The following is a 17373-nucleotide window of genomic DNA, read 5'->3' as shown; positions in this document are numbered from 1 at the left end:
TTTTCTTCAGTCAACAGACAGGGCAGGCAGCCGTCGCATGCCGCGCAGGCTGGCCAGCACCAGGCTGCCATCGGCTGCGATGGCGACACCCGACACCGGAACCGGCTCGCGCGCAGGCACACGCTTGAGCGCGGGCCCATCGTCGCGCCCCACCAATGCGTCCCCGGCCTGGCCCATCAGCACAAAGCCACCGCCGGCCAAAGCCGCGCCCGCGCCGACAGCCATGGGCAGGCCGGTATCGAGTTTTTCCCAGCGCGGGCCTGCGTCCATGGAGCGGTAAGCCGTGCCGCGCAAGCCGTAGGCCACCCAGACATCGCCTGCGGTGTGCAGCAAGCCAAAAAAGCTGCCTTTGTAGGGCGACTCCAGCACGCTAAAGCTGGCCCCACCGTCGGTGGAGCGCAGCAGCAGGCCCTGCTCACCCGCAATCAGCAAGGTATTGCCATGGGCGCGCAGGCCGTACAGGTGCAAGGATCTGGGGTTGGGCAAACGCGGCCCCACCGCCGCCCAGGTCTTGCCGCCGTCCACGGTGGCGAACATCAGGCCGTAGGCTCCCACGGCAAAGCCGCGTTGCGCGTCGATGAATTCCAGGTCAAAAAATGGTTTGTCCGCGCCCTCTTCCACCAGGCGCTGGGCGTTGGCGATCGCCTTTTCATCGCCCGACTTCTGCGCGGCTTGCAGCACCAGCGCAGCGGCCTGGAGGCCGTCGAGCTGCTTGTGCCAGGTGGCGCCGCCGTCGTCGCTGCGCAAAATCACGCCCAAATGGCCTGCCGCCCAGCCGGTTTTTTCATCGGCAAAACGCACCGTGGTGAGGGTGGCTTGCACCGGCACCTGGGCCTGCGTCCAGCGGGCGCCGTGGTCGTCCGACAGCAGCACGGTGCCGCGCTCGCCCACGGCCACCAGGCGCTTGCCTGCGCGGGTCACGGCCAGCGTGGCCGCGCCCAGGGCCTTGGGCGTCACCAGGGCGGCTTGCGACAGCACGGCCGGGGCAGTGGCCGACCACGCGGGCAGCGTGGCCGTGGCCGCCATGCCGAGCAGCCCCCGCAGGGCCGCTCGCCGCGCAACGCCAGCTTGTGCGAATCCGCTCATCAACGCGCGCCTTCGTTGGACAGGGATTCAGCACTGAAGAAGCTGCGCGGAATCGGCGGCACGATTTCATACTGCTTGGGCATTTCGTTGGAGGCCATGTTCAGGTAGTAAGAACCGTTTTGCATGTCGTAGCCGCCCCACAACACAAAATTCGATACGGCGGGAACGTCTGGCAGGGTCAGCATCAGGGCATAGTTGGTGCGCCAGAGTTGCCCCTTGGCATCCCAGCCGTCAAACAGCGCGATTTGCCAGGAGTCTTCGTCGATGTAGTACTTGCGCTTGGGCACCACGTGGCGCTTGCCCGAGGCCAGCGTGGCCTCCACTTCCCACACACGGTGCAGTTCCCAGCGCACCTGGCTCGGGTTCAGCGTGTTGGGCGTCACCAGGTCTTCCACCTTGGCTGACGCAGCACGGTTGTTGTTGTAGGGGATGTACATCTCCTTCTTGCCCACCAGCTTCAGCTCATGCTTGTCGATCGGGCCAAACAGGGTGAAGGCTTCGTCGAACAAACCGATGCCGGAAGTCACCGAGTCGGGCGTGTCATAGGCCACCGAAGGCGCTTTGCGCACCCGGCGCTGGCCCACCAGGTACTGCCACAGGCCACGCGGCGCGGCTTCTGAAACACCGTCCAGCGCCAGAATCGCTTCGCCCGCCTTGGAGCCCGGCGCGTTGGCGACGAACTTGCCGAGCGAGTAGTAACCGTCGAACTTCTCCAGGCTGCTGTCCTTGGCATAAAAAGCCTGGCTCAGGGTCTGCGTGCCACCCGAGGCCATGGCACGTCGGCCATCGGCCGTCACCACCCACACCCGCATCGGCAGGGTCACGTTGCCACCGCGCCAGGCGGTGCGCTGGTTCCACATGGCTTCATAGCCGTCCTTGGGGATGGGGAATGGCACGCCGCCAAAAGCACCTTCCATGCCGTAGCCGCCTTCAACGGTCTTGGCGCGGGTGGCGTTCTTGAAGGTGTTGTCGTACACCGACTGAGGGGCCGCAGCGGTGCGGTGCGTGGGGTACACGTCGATGCGGAAGTCGGGGTACTTCTTCATCAGGGCCTGCACCCCGTCGCTCAACTTGTCGGCGTGCTGCGCCATGTTTTTGGCGTTGATCGACAGGGTGGGCTTTTCGTTGGGGTACAGGTCAGGGCGGGCATCGCCGTTTTTGTAGCCGGGTGCGGCCTTGCTCAGGCCGCCGTCCCAGGAGGGAATCGTGCCGTCCTTGTTGCCAGCCTTCTCCGCGCCCAACGGGGTCAGCGTGGTCTTGAGTTTGGCGGCCTCGTCCGCGCTCACGGCGGCTTGGGCGGTCAGGGCAGCGGTCAACAGGGCCGCCGCGAGCAAGGGGGGGTTTGCGAACTTCATCATGGTGTATGTCTCGGTAATAGGTGTTTTCAGAAATGTGTTTTCAGAAAGTACGGGAAGCGGTGAAGGACAGGTAGTTGCGGTCTTTCAGCGTCTGGCCGTAGGACAGCATGCGGGTGGGCGTGCTCGCATCGGTGACGGTGAAGGTGTTCTCCTTGCCGAAGAAGGCGGTGTAGTTCAGGCCCACATTCCATTCCTGGTACTTGCCCTTGATGCCGACGCTGAAGTCGCCCCCTTTGCTGACACCGCCGGCGAAGTTGAAGATGGCCGAAGAGCGCCCCCCAAAGTTGTAGCCCAGGCCGATCGGAATCGACAGGTCCAGGCCGGGCAGTACCTGGAAGTACTGCGGCTCGAAAATCATGCGAAAGGCCGCGGCATCGCGCGTGGTGTTGGGGTCAAGCCCGCCGAAGCCGACGGCGCTGGGGTTCCTGGTCACGCTCAGGACCCGGTTCCAGGCCAGCTCGGCCAAAAGAGCGCCGCCGTCCCACAGGCTGGACTTGGTGAGCACATAGATGCCCGACAGGTTCAGGTGCGCCGTCTTGCCGATGGCGTGGCAGGGGTTGCTGGCCGATCCGTCGCAATTAACCGGCGGCATGAAGGGCGCACCGCCCAACACAGCCGGATCGCTGGCCAGCGGTGCGTCGGTGCGCACCGAGCCTTCCAGCGCCCAGTTGAGCTGCCCCACGGACGACGTGACGCTGGCGCCAAAGGTCTTGATGCCCTTGGCATAAACCTTGTGGACGTTGCCATTGATCAGGTCGAACACCGGTACCGATGGCGTTTTGTCGTTGTAGCGTGCGGCGTAGAGGCCGTACTCAAACGCGCTGCCTGCAGGCGACCAGCGCAGTTGGGCTCCGAACTGGCCGCTGTTGCCCGGCGTCTGGTCCTTGCTGTTGTCGGTGTTGAGTACCGTGGTCGGGCCGAGGTAGACCCAGCCGCCGCCGATGTAGTCCTGATTCGAGAAATAACTGCCCACACCAGGGATCTTGCTGGGCCGCCACTTGAGCTGATAGTAGCCGCCCAGGGTCACCCCCTCCGCCACCTGCAGCGAGCCGGAAATCTGCTCCACCGGCAGCAGCACTTCCTTGAACTGCCAGTTGGGCACCGAGACGATCTTGGCGATGTCCACCGGGCCTTGCGCATTGGCAATGCCGTTCTGGCCGAAGAACAGGCTTTCGCCGTATTGCAAGGCATGCTTGCCGACGCGGATCGAAGCCGGCATGCTGCCCAGGTTGCCCTTGGCAAACGCAAAGGCATCGAGAAACTCGCCATCGCGGCCATGCTGGGCGCTGGTCGCTGGAATGAACTGGTTGGCGGGCTGGCCGACGAAGTTGCTAACCCCCAGCGTGCCGTCGTTCGCATTGGTGCCCCGGTACTTCGAGTCGTACCAGGCGGAATGGCTGATGCGCAGACCGACGTTGCCGTGGGTCACATCGAACTCGGTCAGCAAATCGACGCGGTTGGAGACGATGCCTTTTTTGCTGAAGTTGGCATTCCCATCGTTCTCATTGGCCACGCCGGCATCGGGCGACGGCACCGTCAGGGCCGCCGAAGCATCCTTCAGCCGATAAGCCGTGCTGTACTTTGGCGTGAAGTCCAGCCGTATCCTGGTGTCGGGGTCGGAACCCAACTCCATGGCCTGGGCCGACAGCGCGCAGAACAGGCTGCTCGCCAGCGCCAGGGCGCCGAGTTGGAAGGGGGTGATTTTTTTTGTCATGCATGTCTCCTCAAGTTATGGTCGGTGGATCGGTGGGGGTCGGTGGGGGTCTATCGCTTGCTCAGAGATAGGTCGAGGCCAGGCCGCCATCGACCGGAATGTTCACGCCGCTGACCCAGCGCGCCGCATCGCTGCACAGCCAGGCGATCACCGCAGCCACCTCGTCGGCAAAGGCCGGGCGCAGCATGCGGTGGGCATCTTTTTGAATCCGCTCTTCGCCCAGCATGGAGACGAAATCGCCCAGGATGGGCGTGAACACCGGGCCAGGTGCGACGCAGTTCATGCGCACCCCTTTGCCCAGGAACCATTCCTGCGACTGGGTGGCGCTCCAGACGATCAGGGCTTCCTTGAAATACTGGTAGCAGGTGGCATGCGGCACGGGGTGGTCGCGCAGCCAGGCAGCACCGGCCTCAAAGCCCTTGACGGCGGCGAGCTCCCTGTGCAGGTCCAGCCGCAGCGGCCATTCGGCACCCAGGATGGAGGCCACGTTGACGATGCTGCCGCCACGCGGCATGCGCTGCAACACGGCTTCCGTCAGGTGCCGCAGGCCCAGGTAATTCACACGGGCCACCAGGTCGCCTGCGGCCGTGCCGGGCACGCCAGCGACGTTGCAAAACGCGTCAATGTGCGCAGGCAACTGGGCCACGGCGGCATCAATGGCGGCGGCGCTTCCCAGATCGGCCTTCACGAAATCATCCAGCGTCAAGCTGGGGTCGTTGCGGTCCATGCCAATGACTTTGGCGCCCTGGAAGCGGGCCAGCCGGGCCACCTCGGCCCCAATGCCGGACGAGGTGCCTGTGACGACGATGGTTTTCCCTTGCAAACTCATAAATCTCTCCTCAAAAATTTGACTTAAAACGGGTAGGTGGGCGCCGTGTCCTTGATCGTCATCCACTGCCACTGGGTGTATTCCTCCAGGTCCGCCGGTCCGCCCACGCTGGTGCCGTTGCCCGCAATGCCGGGGCCGCCGAAGGGGTTGACGCAGTCGTCATTCACGGTCTGGTCGTTGATGTGGACCATGCCGGACTTCAGCTGCTGACCCACCACCATGGCACGGCCTACCGACCTGGAAATGACGGCGGAAGACAGGCTGCCGGTGTTGTTGTTGGCCAGGGCAATGGCTTCGGCATCGGTCTTGTAGGTGATGATGTTGGCGACGGGGCCAAAGGTTTCTTCGTCATACACCCGCATGCCGGCCTTGACGCCCGTCAGCACGGTGGGCTTGTAGAACAGGCCGTCAAAAACTCCACCGGCTTCCAGCTTGGCGCCCGCTTTCACGCTGTCCTGCACGAGGGCGTGCACGCGGTCGCGCTGCCTGGCATCGATCAGCGGGCCCAGGGCTACTTGGCCGCTGGCACCGTTGCCCATCGGTAAATGCGTGGCCTTGGCAATCAGCCGCCTGGTCAACTCGGCGGCCATGCTCTCGTGCACCAGGATGCGGTTGGAAGCCATGCAAATCTGGCCTTGGTGAAAGTAAGCACCCCAGGCGGCATTGCTGGCGGCCACATCCAGGTCAGCATCGTCCAGAATGATCAGGGAATTGGCGCCGCCCAGCTCCAGCGACACCTTCTTCAGGTGGCGGCCAGCCAGCTCGCCAATGCGGCGGCCCACAGCGGGCGAACCGGTGAAGGCAATCATCGGCACCAGCGGGTCAATGACCAGGGCTTCACCGGCTTCAGCGTCGCCAGGCAAGACCTGCAGCAAGTCTTTGGGCAAACCGGCCTCTGCGAAGATGCGGGCGATCATCAGGCCACCCGTTACGGGGGTGCGGGTGTCGGGCTTGATCACCACGGCATTGCCAGCGGCCAGGGCCGGGGCCACCGAGCGGATGGTCAGGATCATCGGGAAGTTGAAGGGCGAAATCACCCCCACAATGCCGTGCGGCACACGGCGCGCGATGCTGGTGCGGCCCGGCACACTGGGCAGCACATGGCCTTGCGACTGCAGGGGCATGCCGGCGGCCAGGTTGCAGATCAGCGCGGCTTCGCGAATTTCATGCTGGCCTTTGGCCAAAATGCCGCCCGTCTCGCGTGCGGCGTACAGCGCCAATTCATCACCATGCTGCTGAAACAGGGCGGCAGCACGGCGAAAAATTTCAGCCTTTTCACGCGGTGGCACCACTACCCACGCTTTTTGCGCGGCAGCGGCAGCGGCAGTGGCGGCGGCCACGTCGGCCGCATCGGCAATGCCCACGGTGCACAGTACCTGGCCCGTGGCGGGCTCGATCACATCGCGTGCACCACCACCCAAGGCAGCTTGCTTCAGGCCGGAAAAATTAAAAAATGCTGTTGCATCTGCTACACCCATGGGAAAAGCCCTTTCGGTTGGTTTATCAGTTCGTCACTTTTTCCGCGACTTGCCGGATGTATTGCAATGCACAGACCAACACCCACCATCGCAACCGCCTGCCGCCCCGCATTGGGGCCTTTTCCAGAGGGGAACTAGGGACATACCCCAAGTCAAATTACTGCGGCGCAGCAAAGGGAAATCCCTGTTCTATTTTTTGATCAAATGGTTATAAATGTGAACTACATTTGCGCAATTGATCAAAGTAAAAAACAAACCATGGGCAACACTTCGCGCATCTCCCTGGCCGACGTGGCCCGGGCCACCGGCACGACCCTTGGCAACTTCGACAGCGCATTGGTGGCCAAAGCCCTGGGCGGATTTGCCAGTGCCCACATGGGCGGCGATGCCCACCCCAACATTGCCGACATCAGTGAATGCCTGTTTTTTTCTCCGGGCGACGGACGCATCTGGCTGCAAGACCAGCGCATGGTCTTGCTGCACACCGAAGCCCTGGGCTCCCTGCGGCGCGAAATGATTGACAGCCTGGGGCTGGAGCAGGCCCGCGGACTGTTCACCCGTGCGGGCTATGTCAGCGGCGCCCGCGATGCCCAACTGGTGCGGCGGCAGTGGCCCGATGCAGACCCGTCGGCCATCGCCCTCGCGGGTACGCGCCTGCATGCGCTGGAGGGGGTGGTGAAGGTCGAGGTTGTGCGGGCCTCGTACAGGCCCGAAACGGGCAGCTATGAAGGCGAATTCCTGTGGCACAACTCCAGCGAAGACGATGAACACATCGCCGCCTACGGGATTGGCGGCTCACCCGCCTGCTGGATGCAGGTGGGCTATGCCACGGGCTATGTCAGCACATTGTTCGGCCATCTGGTCGTTTTCCGGGAAACACAGTGTCGCTCCATGGGCGAAGCGCATTGCCAGGTGATAGGCAAATCGGCCGACCAGTGGGACGATATCGCGGAAGACATGCGCTACCTCAACGTCAGGGAGTTTGTCGATACCGCAGCCTACGCCCGCCCAGCCCCCAGCGCCGCCGAACTGCCCCAGGTCGAGGCCTCCGCCGGCGATGCGATGGTCGGTGCCTCCTCGGCCTTCAACGCCGCCTGCCACCAGTTGAGCCGCGTGGCGCGTACCTCGGCCACCGTGCTGTTTACCGGCGAGTCCGGCGTGGGCAAGGAAAAATTTGCCCACATGCTGCACAAGATCAGCCCGCGCAAGGACCGGCCCTTTGTGGCGGTGAACTGCGCAGCCATCCCGGAAACCCTGATCGAGTCCGAGCTGTTCGGTGTGGAACGCGGGGCGTACACCGGGGCCAGCCACTCGCGGCCAGGCCGCTTTGAGAGAGCCAGCGGCGGCACCCTGTTTCTGGACGAGATTGGCTCGCTGAGCTACGTCGCCCAAGGCAAGCTGCTGCGCGCCTTGCAGGAGGGCGAGGTCGAACGCGTGGGAGGCACGCGCAGCATTGCAGTGGATGTGCGCGTCGTGGCGGCTACCAATGAAGCGCTGCGTCAAGCCGTGCTGGAGGGAACGTTTCGCGAGGATTTGTTCTTTCGGCTCAATGTCTTCCCCATTCACCTGCCGCCCTTGCGCGAACGGCGTGATGACATTCCCCTGTTGATGAACCACTTTCTGAACCACTACCGGCGCAAGCACGGCTGCAACACGGGCGGGTACACGCAGGCAGCGGTTCGGTCCCTGCTGAACTATGCCTTTCCAGGCAACATCCGCGAACTGCAAAACCTGATCGAACGCGCTGTGATCATGGCCGACATGGAAGGGCTGATCGATGTGCACCACCTGTTCACCAGCGGTGAAACCCTGAGCACCGACATCATGACGCTGCGGCTGAAGGGAAGCTCCGCAACTTTAAACTTCGCAGAGCCTGCAGGCTGCGCACAAGCCCTGGCGATAGCCACACCGTCAAGCACGGCGCAGGCTCCGCAGTCTCTGGACCAGACCGAGCGCGACACGCTCTTGCGGGCGATTTCCACATCCCAGGGGAATCTGTCCGCCGCAGCGCGGCTGCTCAACACCACGCGGGCGAAGCTGGCCTACCGCGCAAGAAAGCATCGCCTCCTTTGATTCGCACACACTCGCCTTGAGGTTTCAGGCTTTCCCGCCAGCTTCGGCCCCCACCCGCTCACCCATCCAGCGCAACAGGTCCAGCCACATCTGTCGCATTTCGGCGTCCAGCGGGGTACGCATGCATCCAGACCCAGACGCCGGCACAGACCGGCCTGATCGCACCCAGGCGGGAGGGCCGCCAAGCCTGTGGCCGGTACGCTTCAAGCGCTTCAGTTAAATTACCCGTCTATGCCGACCCCTTCCATTCCGCGCAAAGCGAGCAGTCCCAGCTTTTCCCAACGAGAGTTCCGGGCCTCGCTGGCCATGTTTGCCACCGGGGTCACCATCGTCACCGCGCGCACGCCGGCCGGCGTGCTGGTCGGCCTGACGGCCAACTCCTTCAATTCGGTGTCGCTCAACCCGCCCCTGGTCCTCTGGAGCCTGGCGCAGGCAGCGGGCTCCATGGCTGCGCTGAGCGCCGGATCGCACTACGCCATCAACATCCTGGCGGCGGACCAGAAAGCGCTGGCCGAGCGCTTTGCCAGCCGGCGCGAAGACCGCTGGGCGGACGTGCTGTTCACCGAAGGCGCGAGCGGCTCTCCCCTGCTCAACGGCGCGGCCGCCACCTTCGAATGCTTCAACCGCAGCCGCTACGAGGAAGGCGACCACGTGATCTTCGTCGGCGAAGTGGAGCGCTGCAGCCATCGCGCCGGCGCAGCGCCGCTGCTGTTTCACGGCGGCAGGTTCTACACCGAACACCCTTTGTGAACCAGCGCTGACAGCCCTTCAATGAAGGTGCCGCTGTTGCATGGGAACGTCAGCAAGCCCGGATAGACGCGCTTGCCCGCTCAACGCTCGCGCACGGGCGCCTGCGCCGAGTGTTTCACCTTCTCAATGGCGGCCAGGCAGTCGGCCTTGTTGTAATGCTTCTCGACGCTCTCGGCCATCTTGCGGTTGTCCTCGCCATAGAGGGTCCAGCGCCAGAGGTTGGAGCTTTGTTCGTGGAAGAACACGTAGTACATGAGAGATCCTTGTTTCTTGAATTTAGGTGGCTCAGCGCGGGGTCTCGCCTTGCTCGGTCTGGCGCATCGACGGGCGTTCTCGGAAGCGGTCGTACCACTTTGCAAGCCGGGGTGCCAGGTTGCGCCAGTCGTCTTCGGGAAAGCGGAAGTCGGAAGTGGCGCAGCCGCAGGCCACCGCGATCTGTCCAAGATCCGGTTCCGGCCGGAAGTTCTCGCAGATGCTGTCGAGGTAGCGGTAGCACCGGTCCTGACGGTCCATCATCTTGCGCACGAAGCCCAGGGAGAATTCCTGCGGGTTGGGCGAGCCCTCGCGTTTGCGCAGCATCTCGGCGCGCCGCAGCACCTGGGCTTCCATCACGCCGTTGCTCGCGATCGAGACCAATGAGAGGATTTCCCAGCGCTCGCGGCCTGACTGCGGGCAAAGCTTGAAGTTCCCCAGCTCATCGTTGAGGTACTCGCAGATGGTCGAGGAGTCGCTCAGGCGGAGGCCGTCCTCCGTGATGATGGCGGGAATGCGCGCAATCGGCGAGGCATCCACGAAGTCCTCGCGATAAGGCGTCGTTTCCGTGCCCCAGTTGTGCGGCCAGGTGGTCGGGACGATTTCGAATCGGTCTTCCAGGCCCAGCTCCTTGATGGTCACCAGGCACTTGCGGACGAAATGGGATGCGGGGGTGTAGTACAGCTTGATCATGGTGTGGAGGTTTCTCTGCCCCAGAAATAGAGTCGGAGCGCGGTTTCGGATATTTCGCGTCGCGCGGCGGCATCGGGCACGGCGGCGATGAAGGAGTCGATGGCATCCTGGTAACTGTATTGCTCGTGCGCCGCGACAAAAGGCCAGTCGCTGCCCCACACGAGCCGCTGGGTGCCCGCTGCGGCGAGCAGCCGCTGCGACAGAGCGTGGCCCTGATCGCCCAGTCGGTGCCAGGCTGCGAGCTTGACCCATGTGCGGCCGTTCTCCAAGGCACGCATCGCGGCCTGGAAGGCAGGACAGTCGGTGCCCAGTTGAGGATCGGGAAAGCCGAAGTGATCGACGACGACTTTTACGCCGGATTGATCGAGATCGGCGAGCACGGGTCCCAGTCGGTCGCCGCCGAGCAGCAACTCGACATGCAGATCGAGGTCCGCCAGGTGGGCCAGGAACTTCCGGTACTCGGGCGACTTCAGGTCGGGCAAGTCCTTTTGCATGAACCAGACCCAGCGCACGCCGACGACCCCGTCGTTTTTCATTTCACGCAGGACGTAGGGGTCGATCGTCGGCGGGACGATCACGGTTGCGCGAAGCCTCGAGTGCTGGCGCAGCGCGGCCAGCGTGTATTCGTTGTAATCACCGAACATGCTGGCCGCAGCGATGACGCCGAAGGGCACGTGGTGCGCATCGAGGGTACCCAGGAACTCGGAAACCGGCCTTGCACGGCTGACTTTTCTCCATGCGTCAGCCGCCAGCGGCATCGTCTCGGTGAAGACGTGGGCATGCGTGTCGACGATCGGCAGTTCTGGCGATGTGGTCATGGATCAATTCGCCTCGATATTGATGTGTGCGTCCTTGATCACCTTGCCGTACAGGGCGACCTGCTGCTTCCAGTAGACGTCGAATTCAGCCGGAGTGGAACCGACGCCTTCCGCGCCGAAGTCCCGCAGGCGCTCGGCCAACTGCGGCGACGTCGCTGCCTTGCGGGTCTCCGCGGCAAGCTTTTCGACGATCGCGCACGGTGTTTTGGCGGGCGCGAAGATGCCGGTCCAGAACGGCATGTCGAACCCGGCGACCACCTCGCCCATGGCCGGCACATCCGGCAGCAGGGCGGAGCGGGTGGCCGTGCTGACCGCGAGCACCCTGACTTTTCCGCTGCGGATGTTGCCCAGCTGCGGCGGCAGGCCGTCGAACAGCATGTCCACGCTGCCCGACAGGAGGTCCAGCATCACCGCGCTGGTGCCCTTGTACGGGATGTGCAGGATGTCGAGGCCGGCGCGCACCTTCAGCCACTCGGCCGCCAGGTGCGTTCCAGTGCCGACACCGGCCGAACCGAAGCTGTACTTGCCCGGGTTCTTCCGAAGCAGATCCACCAATGCCGGCAAGTCCTTGGCCGGCAGTTTCGGATTGACCACCAGCACCAGGGGAAAGCGGGCCGCGAGGCTGACCGGTGCGAAGGCCTTGATGGGATCGTAGGGCAGCTTGGGGAGCGCGGCGGCGTTCACCGCCGCAGTGGTCGCCTGAAAGATCAGCGTGTAGCCGTCGGGCTCGGCGCGCGCAACGATGCCCGCGGCGATCGTGCCGCCGGCACCCCCGACGTTCTCCACCACGACCGGCTGGCCCATCTGCTCGGCCAGGCGCTGCGCGAACATGCGCGCCAGCAGGTCGATGCCGCCGCCGGCGGTAGATGGAACAAGCAGCCGGATGGGTTTGGCCGGATAGGCCGGTTGCGCGGCAACCGGCAGGCTGGCGCAGCACAGGCCGAGGGCAAGGGCAAGGGAGAAAGAGAAAAGGCGTCGCTTCATGGTTGCCTCACTGGGGATTGAACTTATAGACATGTGTGCGCTGCGCCAGTTCGGGCACAGGCACGCCGGCGCGGATGTCGGCATAGCGCTTCGCTTCGCCTTCTCCGATCTCGCGCGCGCGCTTCAGTACAGCAGGCACCGCATCGCGTGGAATGAAGCAGATCGCCCCTTCGTCAGCCACGACCAAGTCGCCCGGACGCACCTGGACGCCACAGATGGTGACGACGCCGTTGACGGCCACGGTCTCCAGCCGCCACTTGCCGGTGACCGAGCTGGCCCCTCGCGACCACACGGGGAATTGCAGGTCGCGCGACTGCTGCACGTCGCGGATGCCACCGTCGATGATGGCGCCCACCTCGCCTTCGCGGTGACCGATGCTGGCCGACAGGCCGCCCATGTTGGAGATGCCGGCCACGCCCTCGATGACGAGGACGTCCCCGGGCTGCGCCAGGTTGTGCGCTTCGATCTCCGCCATCTTGGAAACCCTTTCGCGGGCGCCCTTGAAGGAGCTGTCGCGCTGCACGATGTTCCTCAGCGTCAGTGCCGGCCCGACGATCCGGGCCGAAGGCAGGGTGGGCTGCAGCACGCAGCCCGGAACCACGCCTTCGATCCCCAATTCGTCCAGCGCATCGGACACAGTGCCGGTCAGGTCCTCCAGGGCCCGAAAGCCCTCGATCGTGTCCGGTGAATAGCGCGGAAACTCCAGGAGCTCGATGGCGGCCGGAGGAATTTTGCCAAGAGGTTGCTTGTTCATGGAAGTAGTCACTGGGTTGTGGGTTTCAGGAGATCACCGCGCGGAAGACGCGCATGAAGTTGTCCCGGGCGATGCCCTGGACCTCGGCGGCGGAAAAGCCCGCCGGCAGGAGCGATTCCAGCAGGTGCTGCTGCTGCGCCAGGCTGTCCACCGGAAAGCGCCAGGGCCAGGTGCCGTACACCTCGGGCTTGCGCATGAACTCCTGGTAGCGCTCGGCCGGTTGCCCGGAGATGAAGTCCGAGCCGATGCCGACATGAGCCGATCCCATGCGTTGCGCCGCGTGGACGATGTGGGCCACGACATCCGAGGCGGCCGGCGTCTCGCCGGGAATCCTTACCAGCGGCGGCAGGTAAGTGACGCCCAGCACTCCCCCGTTTACCTTCAAGGCGTCGAGCAAGGCGTCGCTCTTGTTGCGCACGTTCGGGCACACGGTAAACGCGTTGGCGTGCGTTACGGCCACAGGTTGCTTCGATAGTTTGAGCACGTCGAGGCCCGTTCGGTCGCCGACATGGGAGAGGTCGATGACCATGCCGAACTCGTTGAGTGCGGCGACCAGTTCGCGCCCCAGGAGCGAGAGCCCGGCATCGGCCGGCTCCGCGCAGCCGTCACCGTAGAGGTTGCGGATGTTGTGAGCCACCTGTACAACGCGCACGCCGGCCTCGTGGAAGATGGCGAGTTGGCCCAGGTCGCGTTCCACGCCGGGCACGTTCTGGTAGCCCATCACCACCGCCAGCTTGCGCTTGGCGCGGGCCAGCTCGAAGTCAGCGAAATTCTCGACAAGGTGGACGACGTCCGCAAGCGAACGAAGATGGGCCCGGTAGGCCGCCAGCTCGTTAAGCGATTGCCGCAGGTCGGGAACAGGGTTGATGCCGCGGTAGTTGTTGAGCGTGATATGGATGGCCTCGACGCCGTGGGCGAGGCAATCCTCCGCGTACTCCTTCGTCAGCCGGGAGCCGTTGAGCAGGTCGAAGATCTTGAACATGATGCGCGTGGACTTTCTGAATGAATGATCCAACAAATGGACCTTGTTGGTGTGTCAATCATTGATCCAGACCATACCGTGCGCAAGCAGAGCGAAATTAGTTCCAATATACGGACTATGTTTTTTTGGCCGTTCCGCCCCGGGAGGCCTTGACCACCCGCGTGGCGCCGAAGCGAGCCCGGTTTTCCGCGGCGGCTATGCGCTGCTCGATCCGGTTGGCATGCATCTTGAGGATACGGACGATCTCGGGGATGCGCTTGCCTGTCATGCGATCGCTGATGGCAGCGGTACCTATCGCGGCAATCGGATGGCCTTGCCCATCGCTGATCGTCACCGCAAGGCCGCTGACGCCCTTGAGCATCAGCCCCTCGCTGAGGGCGTATCCGTCGCGGCGGGCCTGAGCAACTGCTTCGCGAATCTGCCGCAGGCTGGCGTTTGGGAACCTGGACAGCTGGGTACGGATCGCGTCGTTGGCGAGCTCGGCCTGTTCGGGGTCCAGGGCCGCCAGCAGAGCGACCCCTGTCGCACCGATGCCCAGCGGGCGCCGCGTGCCGACCTCCACGGTGAACGCCTTCACCGGGTAGTGTCCTGTCTGCCTGTCGATGCAGACGGCCTCATGCCCGGAGCGTATTGCCAGGAAGCTGGTATCACCGGTCTTCGACGCCACGGCGGCCATCTCCTCGCTCGCAAGCTCCTTGAGGTCGTAGACGGTACGGCCCGCCGACCAACCCAACACCGCAAGTTCCTTGCCCAGGCGATAGCGTCGCGAGTCCTCCACCTGCTCCACGAAGTCCTCGTCCTTCAGCGAATCCAGGATGCGGTGGACCGTGGGCTTGGTCAGGCCCGTCTCGCGCTGCAGGTCCACGAGCCGCCGGCCCTCGGGGCCTGCCGCCGCAAGGATGCGCATGAGCCCGATGGCGCGTTCGAGTGTCTGTGTGGTCATGTCTCATTCTCCTAAAGGTCCGAAATACGGAACAACCATAAATAGTTTTGTAATACAGAAAGCAATTTAATAAAGTATAGGCACGGTTGTTCCGCATATTGGAATAAAGGTTAATCTGACAATGAAACGATTTTCTATGTACATAGGCGGCTCATGGCGCGAGTCGCATTCGGGCGAATGGATCCAGTCCATCGACCCAGCCACGGGCGAGGCGTGGGCGCTGGTGGCGCGTGGGTGCCGCGAGGACGCGCAAGACGCGGCTGAAGCGGCGCACGCTGCCTTCACGCAGGGCGAGTGGCCGCGTATGACGGCGACTGCGCGCGGCGCACTCCTGCACAGGCTCGCGGACCTGCTCGCGCGTGACGCCGACCTGCTGGCAAACCTCGACATGCGAGACAACGGCAAGCCGCTGTCGGAGCTGAGAAAGCAATACGCCTACCTGCCGCAACATTGGCTGTACTACGCCGGTCTCGCTGACAAGATCGAATCCGAAGTGATCCCTGTGGACAGGCCGGGGGTGCTGAATTTCACGCGGCTGGAGCCAGTCGGTGTGGTGCTGGCGATCGCGCCGTGGAACTCGCCGCTGGCGATCGCCTCCTGGAAGATCGCCCCCGCCCTGGCGGCCGGCTGCACCGTCATCGTGAAGCCCTCGGAGCATGCCTCGGCGTCGACATTGCATTTCTGCTCGCTGGTCGAGGAGGCGGGCTTTCCCGCCGGTGTGGTGAATGTGGTCACCGGTTACGGCGGTGAAGTCGGTGAACCGCTGATCGCGCACCCCGGCGTGGCGAAGGTCAGCTTCACGGGCGGGGAGGCCGGCGGGCGCGCCGTGTACGAAACCGCAGCCAGGCACCTGAAGCCGGTGGTCATGGAGCTGGGCGGCAAGTCGCCCGTGATCGTGTTCGACGACGCCGATCTCGACAAGGCAGTCGCGACAACCCTGACCGGAATCTTTTCCTCCAGCGGGCAATCCTGCGTGGCCGGCTCACGGCTGTTGCTTCAGCAGGGTGTCCATGACGAGTTCATGCAGCGGCTGCTGGCTGCCGCACGCGGCCTCAAGGTCGGCTCGCCCGAGCGGCCGGAAACGACGATGGGACCGCTGAGTACACAGGCGCAGTACGAGTCGGTGCTGCGCCACATCGAGCAGGCACACCAGGAGGGCGCCAAGTCGGCCCTGGACCACGGCGCGGGCGCCGACCCCGCGCAGCAAGGCTGGTACGTGCCGCCCACCATCTTCACGGGCGTGCAGCCGTGGATGCGGGTCTGGAAAGAGGAGGTCTTCGGGCCCGTGCTGGCCGTCATGCGATTCGAATCGGAAGACGAGGCACTGCGGCTTGCCAACGACAGCGAGTACGGCCTGGCGGCAGGCGTCTGGACGCGCGACATCTCGCGCGCCCTGCGCATGTCCAACCGGCTGCAGGCCGGCACGGTGTGGGTCAACGCCTACCGCGGCGTGAGCAGCATGACGCCGCTGGGCGGCTACAAGAAGTCGGGCTTCGGGCGGGAGAACGGCCGCGAGGCGGTGCGCGAGTTTTTGCAGACCAAGAGCGTCTGGGTGGAGTTCCAATGACCGCCAGTGGAACCCAACTGCACGGCGCCGGCATCATCGAGGCGTTGAAGCAAGCCGGCATCTCGCACGTGGTGTCGGTGCCGGACCTCACCACCTCCGAGGGGGTGCTCCGGCCCCTCGCGAGTGATACCGAGCTGAAGCTGGTGCGCACGTGCCGCGAAGAGGAAGGTGTGGGCATCTGCGCCGGGCTGGCCACGGCCGGCCTGCGTGGCGCGATGCTGATCCAGTACACGGGCTTCCTGGCATCGATGAATGCGATCCGGGCCATTGCGATGGAGTACCGCCAGCCTATCTGCATGCTGGTCGGGATGCTGTTCACGGATTCGCCCGAAGACCCCTCGAAGTCGAGCAACTATGGCGTTAACCACATGGTCCCCTTGCTGGACGCCATGGGGTTGCGCTACCTGATCGTCGCCTGGGATGGAGACGTCCCCGCAATTGCTCCTGCACTCGAGCGCGCCTTCAGCGAGAGCGAGCCTGTTGCGATCCTTATTACCCGTTGCCCGTTACCCGAGCCCCGACCATGAAACGTGACGCCTGCTTCCGGATACTCGCCGAGCTGCTGCCCTCTGACATCGTGGTGTCCACGTACACCTCGGCGTTCGAATGGCTTGCGATCCGCCCCCATCCACTCAACTACGTGAGCGTCGGCGCGATGGGGCTGGCCTCATCGCATGCGCTGGGCCTGGCGCTCGCGCTCCCGCACCGCCGCATCGTGGTGCTTGACGGCGACGGCAGCCTGCTCATGAACCTGGGAAGCCTGGTGACGGTTGCCGCTGCAGCGCCGCCCAACCTGGTGCACTTCGTCAGCCAGAACGGCAGCTACGAGGCCAACGGCGGACACCCGATCCCCGGCCTGGCGCAAGTGGACTTTGCCGGCATGGCGAGGTCCGCGGGCTACCGCGTGACGGAGTCGTACTCGCAGCTCGAGGACTTCCGGCAGGCGATGCCGCGCGTGCTGCAGGCGCAGGGGCCGGTTTTCGTGAACCTCCATCTCGAGCCCGGCGAAGTGTCGCCGGTTGCCGATTACGAGCACATTCACAGCGCCAAGGCGCGCCATGAGTTTGCGGCCGCACTGGCAATGGGTTGAGC

The 17373-nt window shown here is 64.2% G+C and carries 17 protein-coding genes; 5 read left to right on the top strand and 12 right to left on the bottom strand.

Going from position 1 to position 17373, the window contains the following annotated elements:
- Positions 1 to 6: 6 nt before the first annotated feature.
- The 5 genes from AC1DUB_RS14960 to AC1DUB_RS14940 form a co-directional block, all read right to left on the bottom strand.
- Entirely contained in the window at positions 7 to 1086 is a 1080-nt protein-coding gene (locus AC1DUB_RS14960) for a WD40/YVTN/BNR-like repeat-containing protein (RefSeq protein ID WP_477719374.1), read from the bottom strand.
- Positions 1086 to 2441, bottom strand: coding sequence for a DUF1329 domain-containing protein (locus AC1DUB_RS14955; protein ID WP_477719414.1), 1356 nt, complete (start codon positions 2439 to 2441; stop codon positions 1086 to 1088). Before AC1DUB_RS14955 ends, AC1DUB_RS14960 begins: the two co-directional genes overlap by 1 nt.
- 43 nt (positions 2442 to 2484) lie before the next feature.
- Positions 2485 to 4158: a DUF1302 domain-containing protein gene (locus AC1DUB_RS14950; protein WP_477730162.1), complete on the bottom strand. Its 1674-nt coding sequence runs from the start codon at positions 4156 to 4158 to the stop codon at positions 2485 to 2487.
- 61 nt (positions 4159 to 4219) lie between these two features.
- Positions 4220 to 4987 carry a coniferyl-alcohol dehydrogenase gene (locus AC1DUB_RS14945; RefSeq protein ID WP_477730161.1) on the bottom strand — a complete coding sequence of 256 codons (768 nt, stop codon included), beginning with the start codon at positions 4985 to 4987 and terminating at the stop codon, positions 4220 to 4222.
- Positions 4988 to 5010: 23 nt separating this feature from the next.
- On the bottom strand, positions 5011 to 6465 hold the full coding sequence (locus AC1DUB_RS14940) for a benzaldehyde dehydrogenase (RefSeq protein WP_477730160.1): 1455 nt from the start codon (positions 6463 to 6465) through the stop codon (positions 5011 to 5013).
- 258 nt (positions 6466 to 6723) lie between these two features.
- Here AC1DUB_RS14940 and AC1DUB_RS14935 point away from each other — a divergent pair, with 258 nt between their 5' ends.
- Entirely contained in the window at positions 6724 to 8538 is a 1815-nt protein-coding gene (locus AC1DUB_RS14935; RefSeq protein ID WP_477730159.1) for a sigma 54-interacting transcriptional regulator, read from the top strand.
- Between the two features lie 231 nt (positions 8539 to 8769).
- Positions 8770 to 9288 (top strand): flavin reductase family protein, encoded by a 519-nt coding sequence (locus AC1DUB_RS14930; RefSeq protein WP_477730158.1) that lies wholly within the window; start codon positions 8770 to 8772, stop codon positions 9286 to 9288.
- Between the two features lie 80 nt (positions 9289 to 9368).
- Here the strand turns inward: AC1DUB_RS14930 and AC1DUB_RS14925 are convergent, their stop codons facing one another.
- The 7 genes from AC1DUB_RS14925 to AC1DUB_RS14895 form a co-directional block, all read right to left on the bottom strand.
- On the bottom strand, positions 9369 to 9542 hold the full coding sequence (locus tag AC1DUB_RS14925) for a DUF1508 domain-containing protein (RefSeq protein ID WP_477730157.1): 174 nt from the start codon (positions 9540 to 9542) through the stop codon (positions 9369 to 9371).
- A gap of 31 nt (positions 9543 to 9573) precedes the next feature.
- Entirely contained in the window at positions 9574 to 10233 is a 660-nt protein-coding gene (locus AC1DUB_RS14920) for a glutathione S-transferase family protein (RefSeq protein WP_477730156.1), read from the bottom strand.
- On the bottom strand, positions 10230 to 11051 hold the full coding sequence (locus tag AC1DUB_RS14915) for an amidohydrolase family protein (RefSeq protein ID WP_477730155.1): 822 nt from the start codon (positions 11049 to 11051) through the stop codon (positions 10230 to 10232). Before AC1DUB_RS14915 ends, AC1DUB_RS14920 begins: the two co-directional genes overlap by 4 nt.
- Before the next feature lie 3 nt (positions 11052 to 11054).
- Positions 11055 to 12035 carry a Bug family tripartite tricarboxylate transporter substrate binding protein gene (locus AC1DUB_RS14910; RefSeq protein WP_477730154.1) on the bottom strand — a complete coding sequence of 327 codons (981 nt, stop codon included), beginning with the start codon at positions 12033 to 12035 and terminating at the stop codon, positions 11055 to 11057.
- A 7-nt stretch (positions 12036 to 12042) separates the two neighbouring features.
- Positions 12043 to 12789 (bottom strand): RraA family protein, encoded by a 747-nt coding sequence (locus AC1DUB_RS14905; protein WP_477730153.1) that lies wholly within the window; start codon positions 12787 to 12789, stop codon positions 12043 to 12045.
- Positions 12790 to 12814: 25 nt separating this feature from the next.
- Positions 12815 to 13807 (bottom strand): dipeptidase, encoded by a 993-nt coding sequence (locus AC1DUB_RS14900; RefSeq protein WP_477730152.1) that lies wholly within the window; start codon positions 13805 to 13807, stop codon positions 12815 to 12817.
- 79 nt (positions 13808 to 13886) lie between these two features.
- Entirely contained in the window at positions 13887 to 14714 is an 828-nt protein-coding gene (locus AC1DUB_RS14895; RefSeq protein WP_477730151.1) for an IclR family transcriptional regulator, read from the bottom strand.
- Between the two features lie 121 nt (positions 14715 to 14835).
- Here AC1DUB_RS14895 and AC1DUB_RS14890 point away from each other — a divergent pair, with 121 nt between their 5' ends.
- The 3 genes from AC1DUB_RS14890 to AC1DUB_RS14880 are packed head-to-tail and all read left to right on the top strand — an operon-like array spanning position 14836 to position 17371.
- Positions 14836 to 16281: an aldehyde dehydrogenase gene (locus AC1DUB_RS14890; RefSeq protein ID WP_477730150.1), complete on the top strand. Its 1446-nt coding sequence runs from the start codon at positions 14836 to 14838 to the stop codon at positions 16279 to 16281.
- On the top strand, positions 16278 to 16808 hold the full coding sequence (locus AC1DUB_RS14885; protein WP_477730149.1) for a thiamine pyrophosphate-binding protein: 531 nt from the start codon (positions 16278 to 16280) through the stop codon (positions 16806 to 16808). The genes AC1DUB_RS14890 and AC1DUB_RS14885 overlap by 4 nt, the downstream gene beginning before the upstream one ends.
- Positions 16805 to 17371 carry a thiamine pyrophosphate-dependent enzyme gene (locus AC1DUB_RS14880; RefSeq protein ID WP_477730148.1) on the top strand — a complete coding sequence of 189 codons (567 nt, stop codon included), beginning with the start codon at positions 16805 to 16807 and terminating at the stop codon, positions 17369 to 17371. The genes AC1DUB_RS14885 and AC1DUB_RS14880 overlap by 4 nt, the downstream gene beginning before the upstream one ends.
- The last annotated feature ends 2 nt before the right edge of the window (positions 17372 to 17373 follow it).

Source organism: Polaromonas sp. P4_F9 (genome assembly GCF_056401235.1).
Note: the sequence above shows the minus strand (reverse complement) of the source record. Positions and strands in the feature narration are given on the sequence as shown.

Excerpts from the sequence above, each read along its gene's own strand:
- AC1DUB_RS14905 (WP_477730153.1), bottom strand. The coding sequence starts at position 12,789 with ATGAACAAGCAACCTCTTGGCAAAATTCCTCCGGCCGCCATCGAGCTC.
- AC1DUB_RS14920 (WP_477730156.1), bottom strand. The coding sequence starts at position 10,233 with ATGATCAAGCTGTACTACACCCCCGCATCCCATTTCGTCCGCAAGTGC.
- AC1DUB_RS14945 (WP_477730161.1), bottom strand. The coding sequence starts at position 4,987 with ATGAGTTTGCAAGGGAAAACCATCGTCGTCACAGGCACCTCGTCCGGC.
- AC1DUB_RS14910 (WP_477730154.1), bottom strand. The coding sequence starts at position 12,035 with ATGAAGCGACGCCTTTTCTCTTTCTCCCTTGCCCTTGCCCTCGGCCTG.
- AC1DUB_RS14895 (WP_477730151.1), bottom strand. The coding sequence starts at position 14,714 with ATGACCACACAGACACTCGAACGCGCCATCGGGCTCATGCGCATCCTT.
- AC1DUB_RS14880 (WP_477730148.1), top strand. The coding sequence starts at position 16,805 with ATGAAACGTGACGCCTGCTTCCGGATACTCGCCGAGCTGCTGCCCTCT.
- AC1DUB_RS14950 (WP_477730162.1), bottom strand. The coding sequence starts at position 4,158 with ATGACAAAAAAAATCACCCCCTTCCAACTCGGCGCCCTGGCGCTGGCG.
- AC1DUB_RS14955 (WP_477719414.1), bottom strand. The coding sequence starts at position 2,441 with ATGAAGTTCGCAAACCCCCCCTTGCTCGCGGCGGCCCTGTTGACCGCT.
- AC1DUB_RS14960 (WP_477719374.1), bottom strand. The coding sequence starts at position 1,086 with ATGAGCGGATTCGCACAAGCTGGCGTTGCGCGGCGAGCGGCCCTGCGG.
- AC1DUB_RS14935 (WP_477730159.1), top strand. The coding sequence starts at position 6,724 with ATGGGCAACACTTCGCGCATCTCCCTGGCCGACGTGGCCCGGGCCACC.
- AC1DUB_RS14885 (WP_477730149.1), top strand. The coding sequence starts at position 16,278 with ATGACCGCCAGTGGAACCCAACTGCACGGCGCCGGCATCATCGAGGCG.
- AC1DUB_RS14930 (WP_477730158.1), top strand. The coding sequence starts at position 8,770 with ATGCCGACCCCTTCCATTCCGCGCAAAGCGAGCAGTCCCAGCTTTTCC.
- AC1DUB_RS14915 (WP_477730155.1), bottom strand. The coding sequence starts at position 11,051 with ATGACCACATCGCCAGAACTGCCGATCGTCGACACGCATGCCCACGTC.
- AC1DUB_RS14925 (WP_477730157.1), bottom strand. The coding sequence starts at position 9,542 with ATGTACTACGTGTTCTTCCACGAACAAAGCTCCAACCTCTGGCGCTGG.
- AC1DUB_RS14890 (WP_477730150.1), top strand. The coding sequence starts at position 14,836 with ATGAAACGATTTTCTATGTACATAGGCGGCTCATGGCGCGAGTCGCAT.
- AC1DUB_RS14940 (WP_477730160.1), bottom strand. The coding sequence starts at position 6,465 with ATGGGTGTAGCAGATGCAACAGCATTTTTTAATTTTTCCGGCCTGAAG.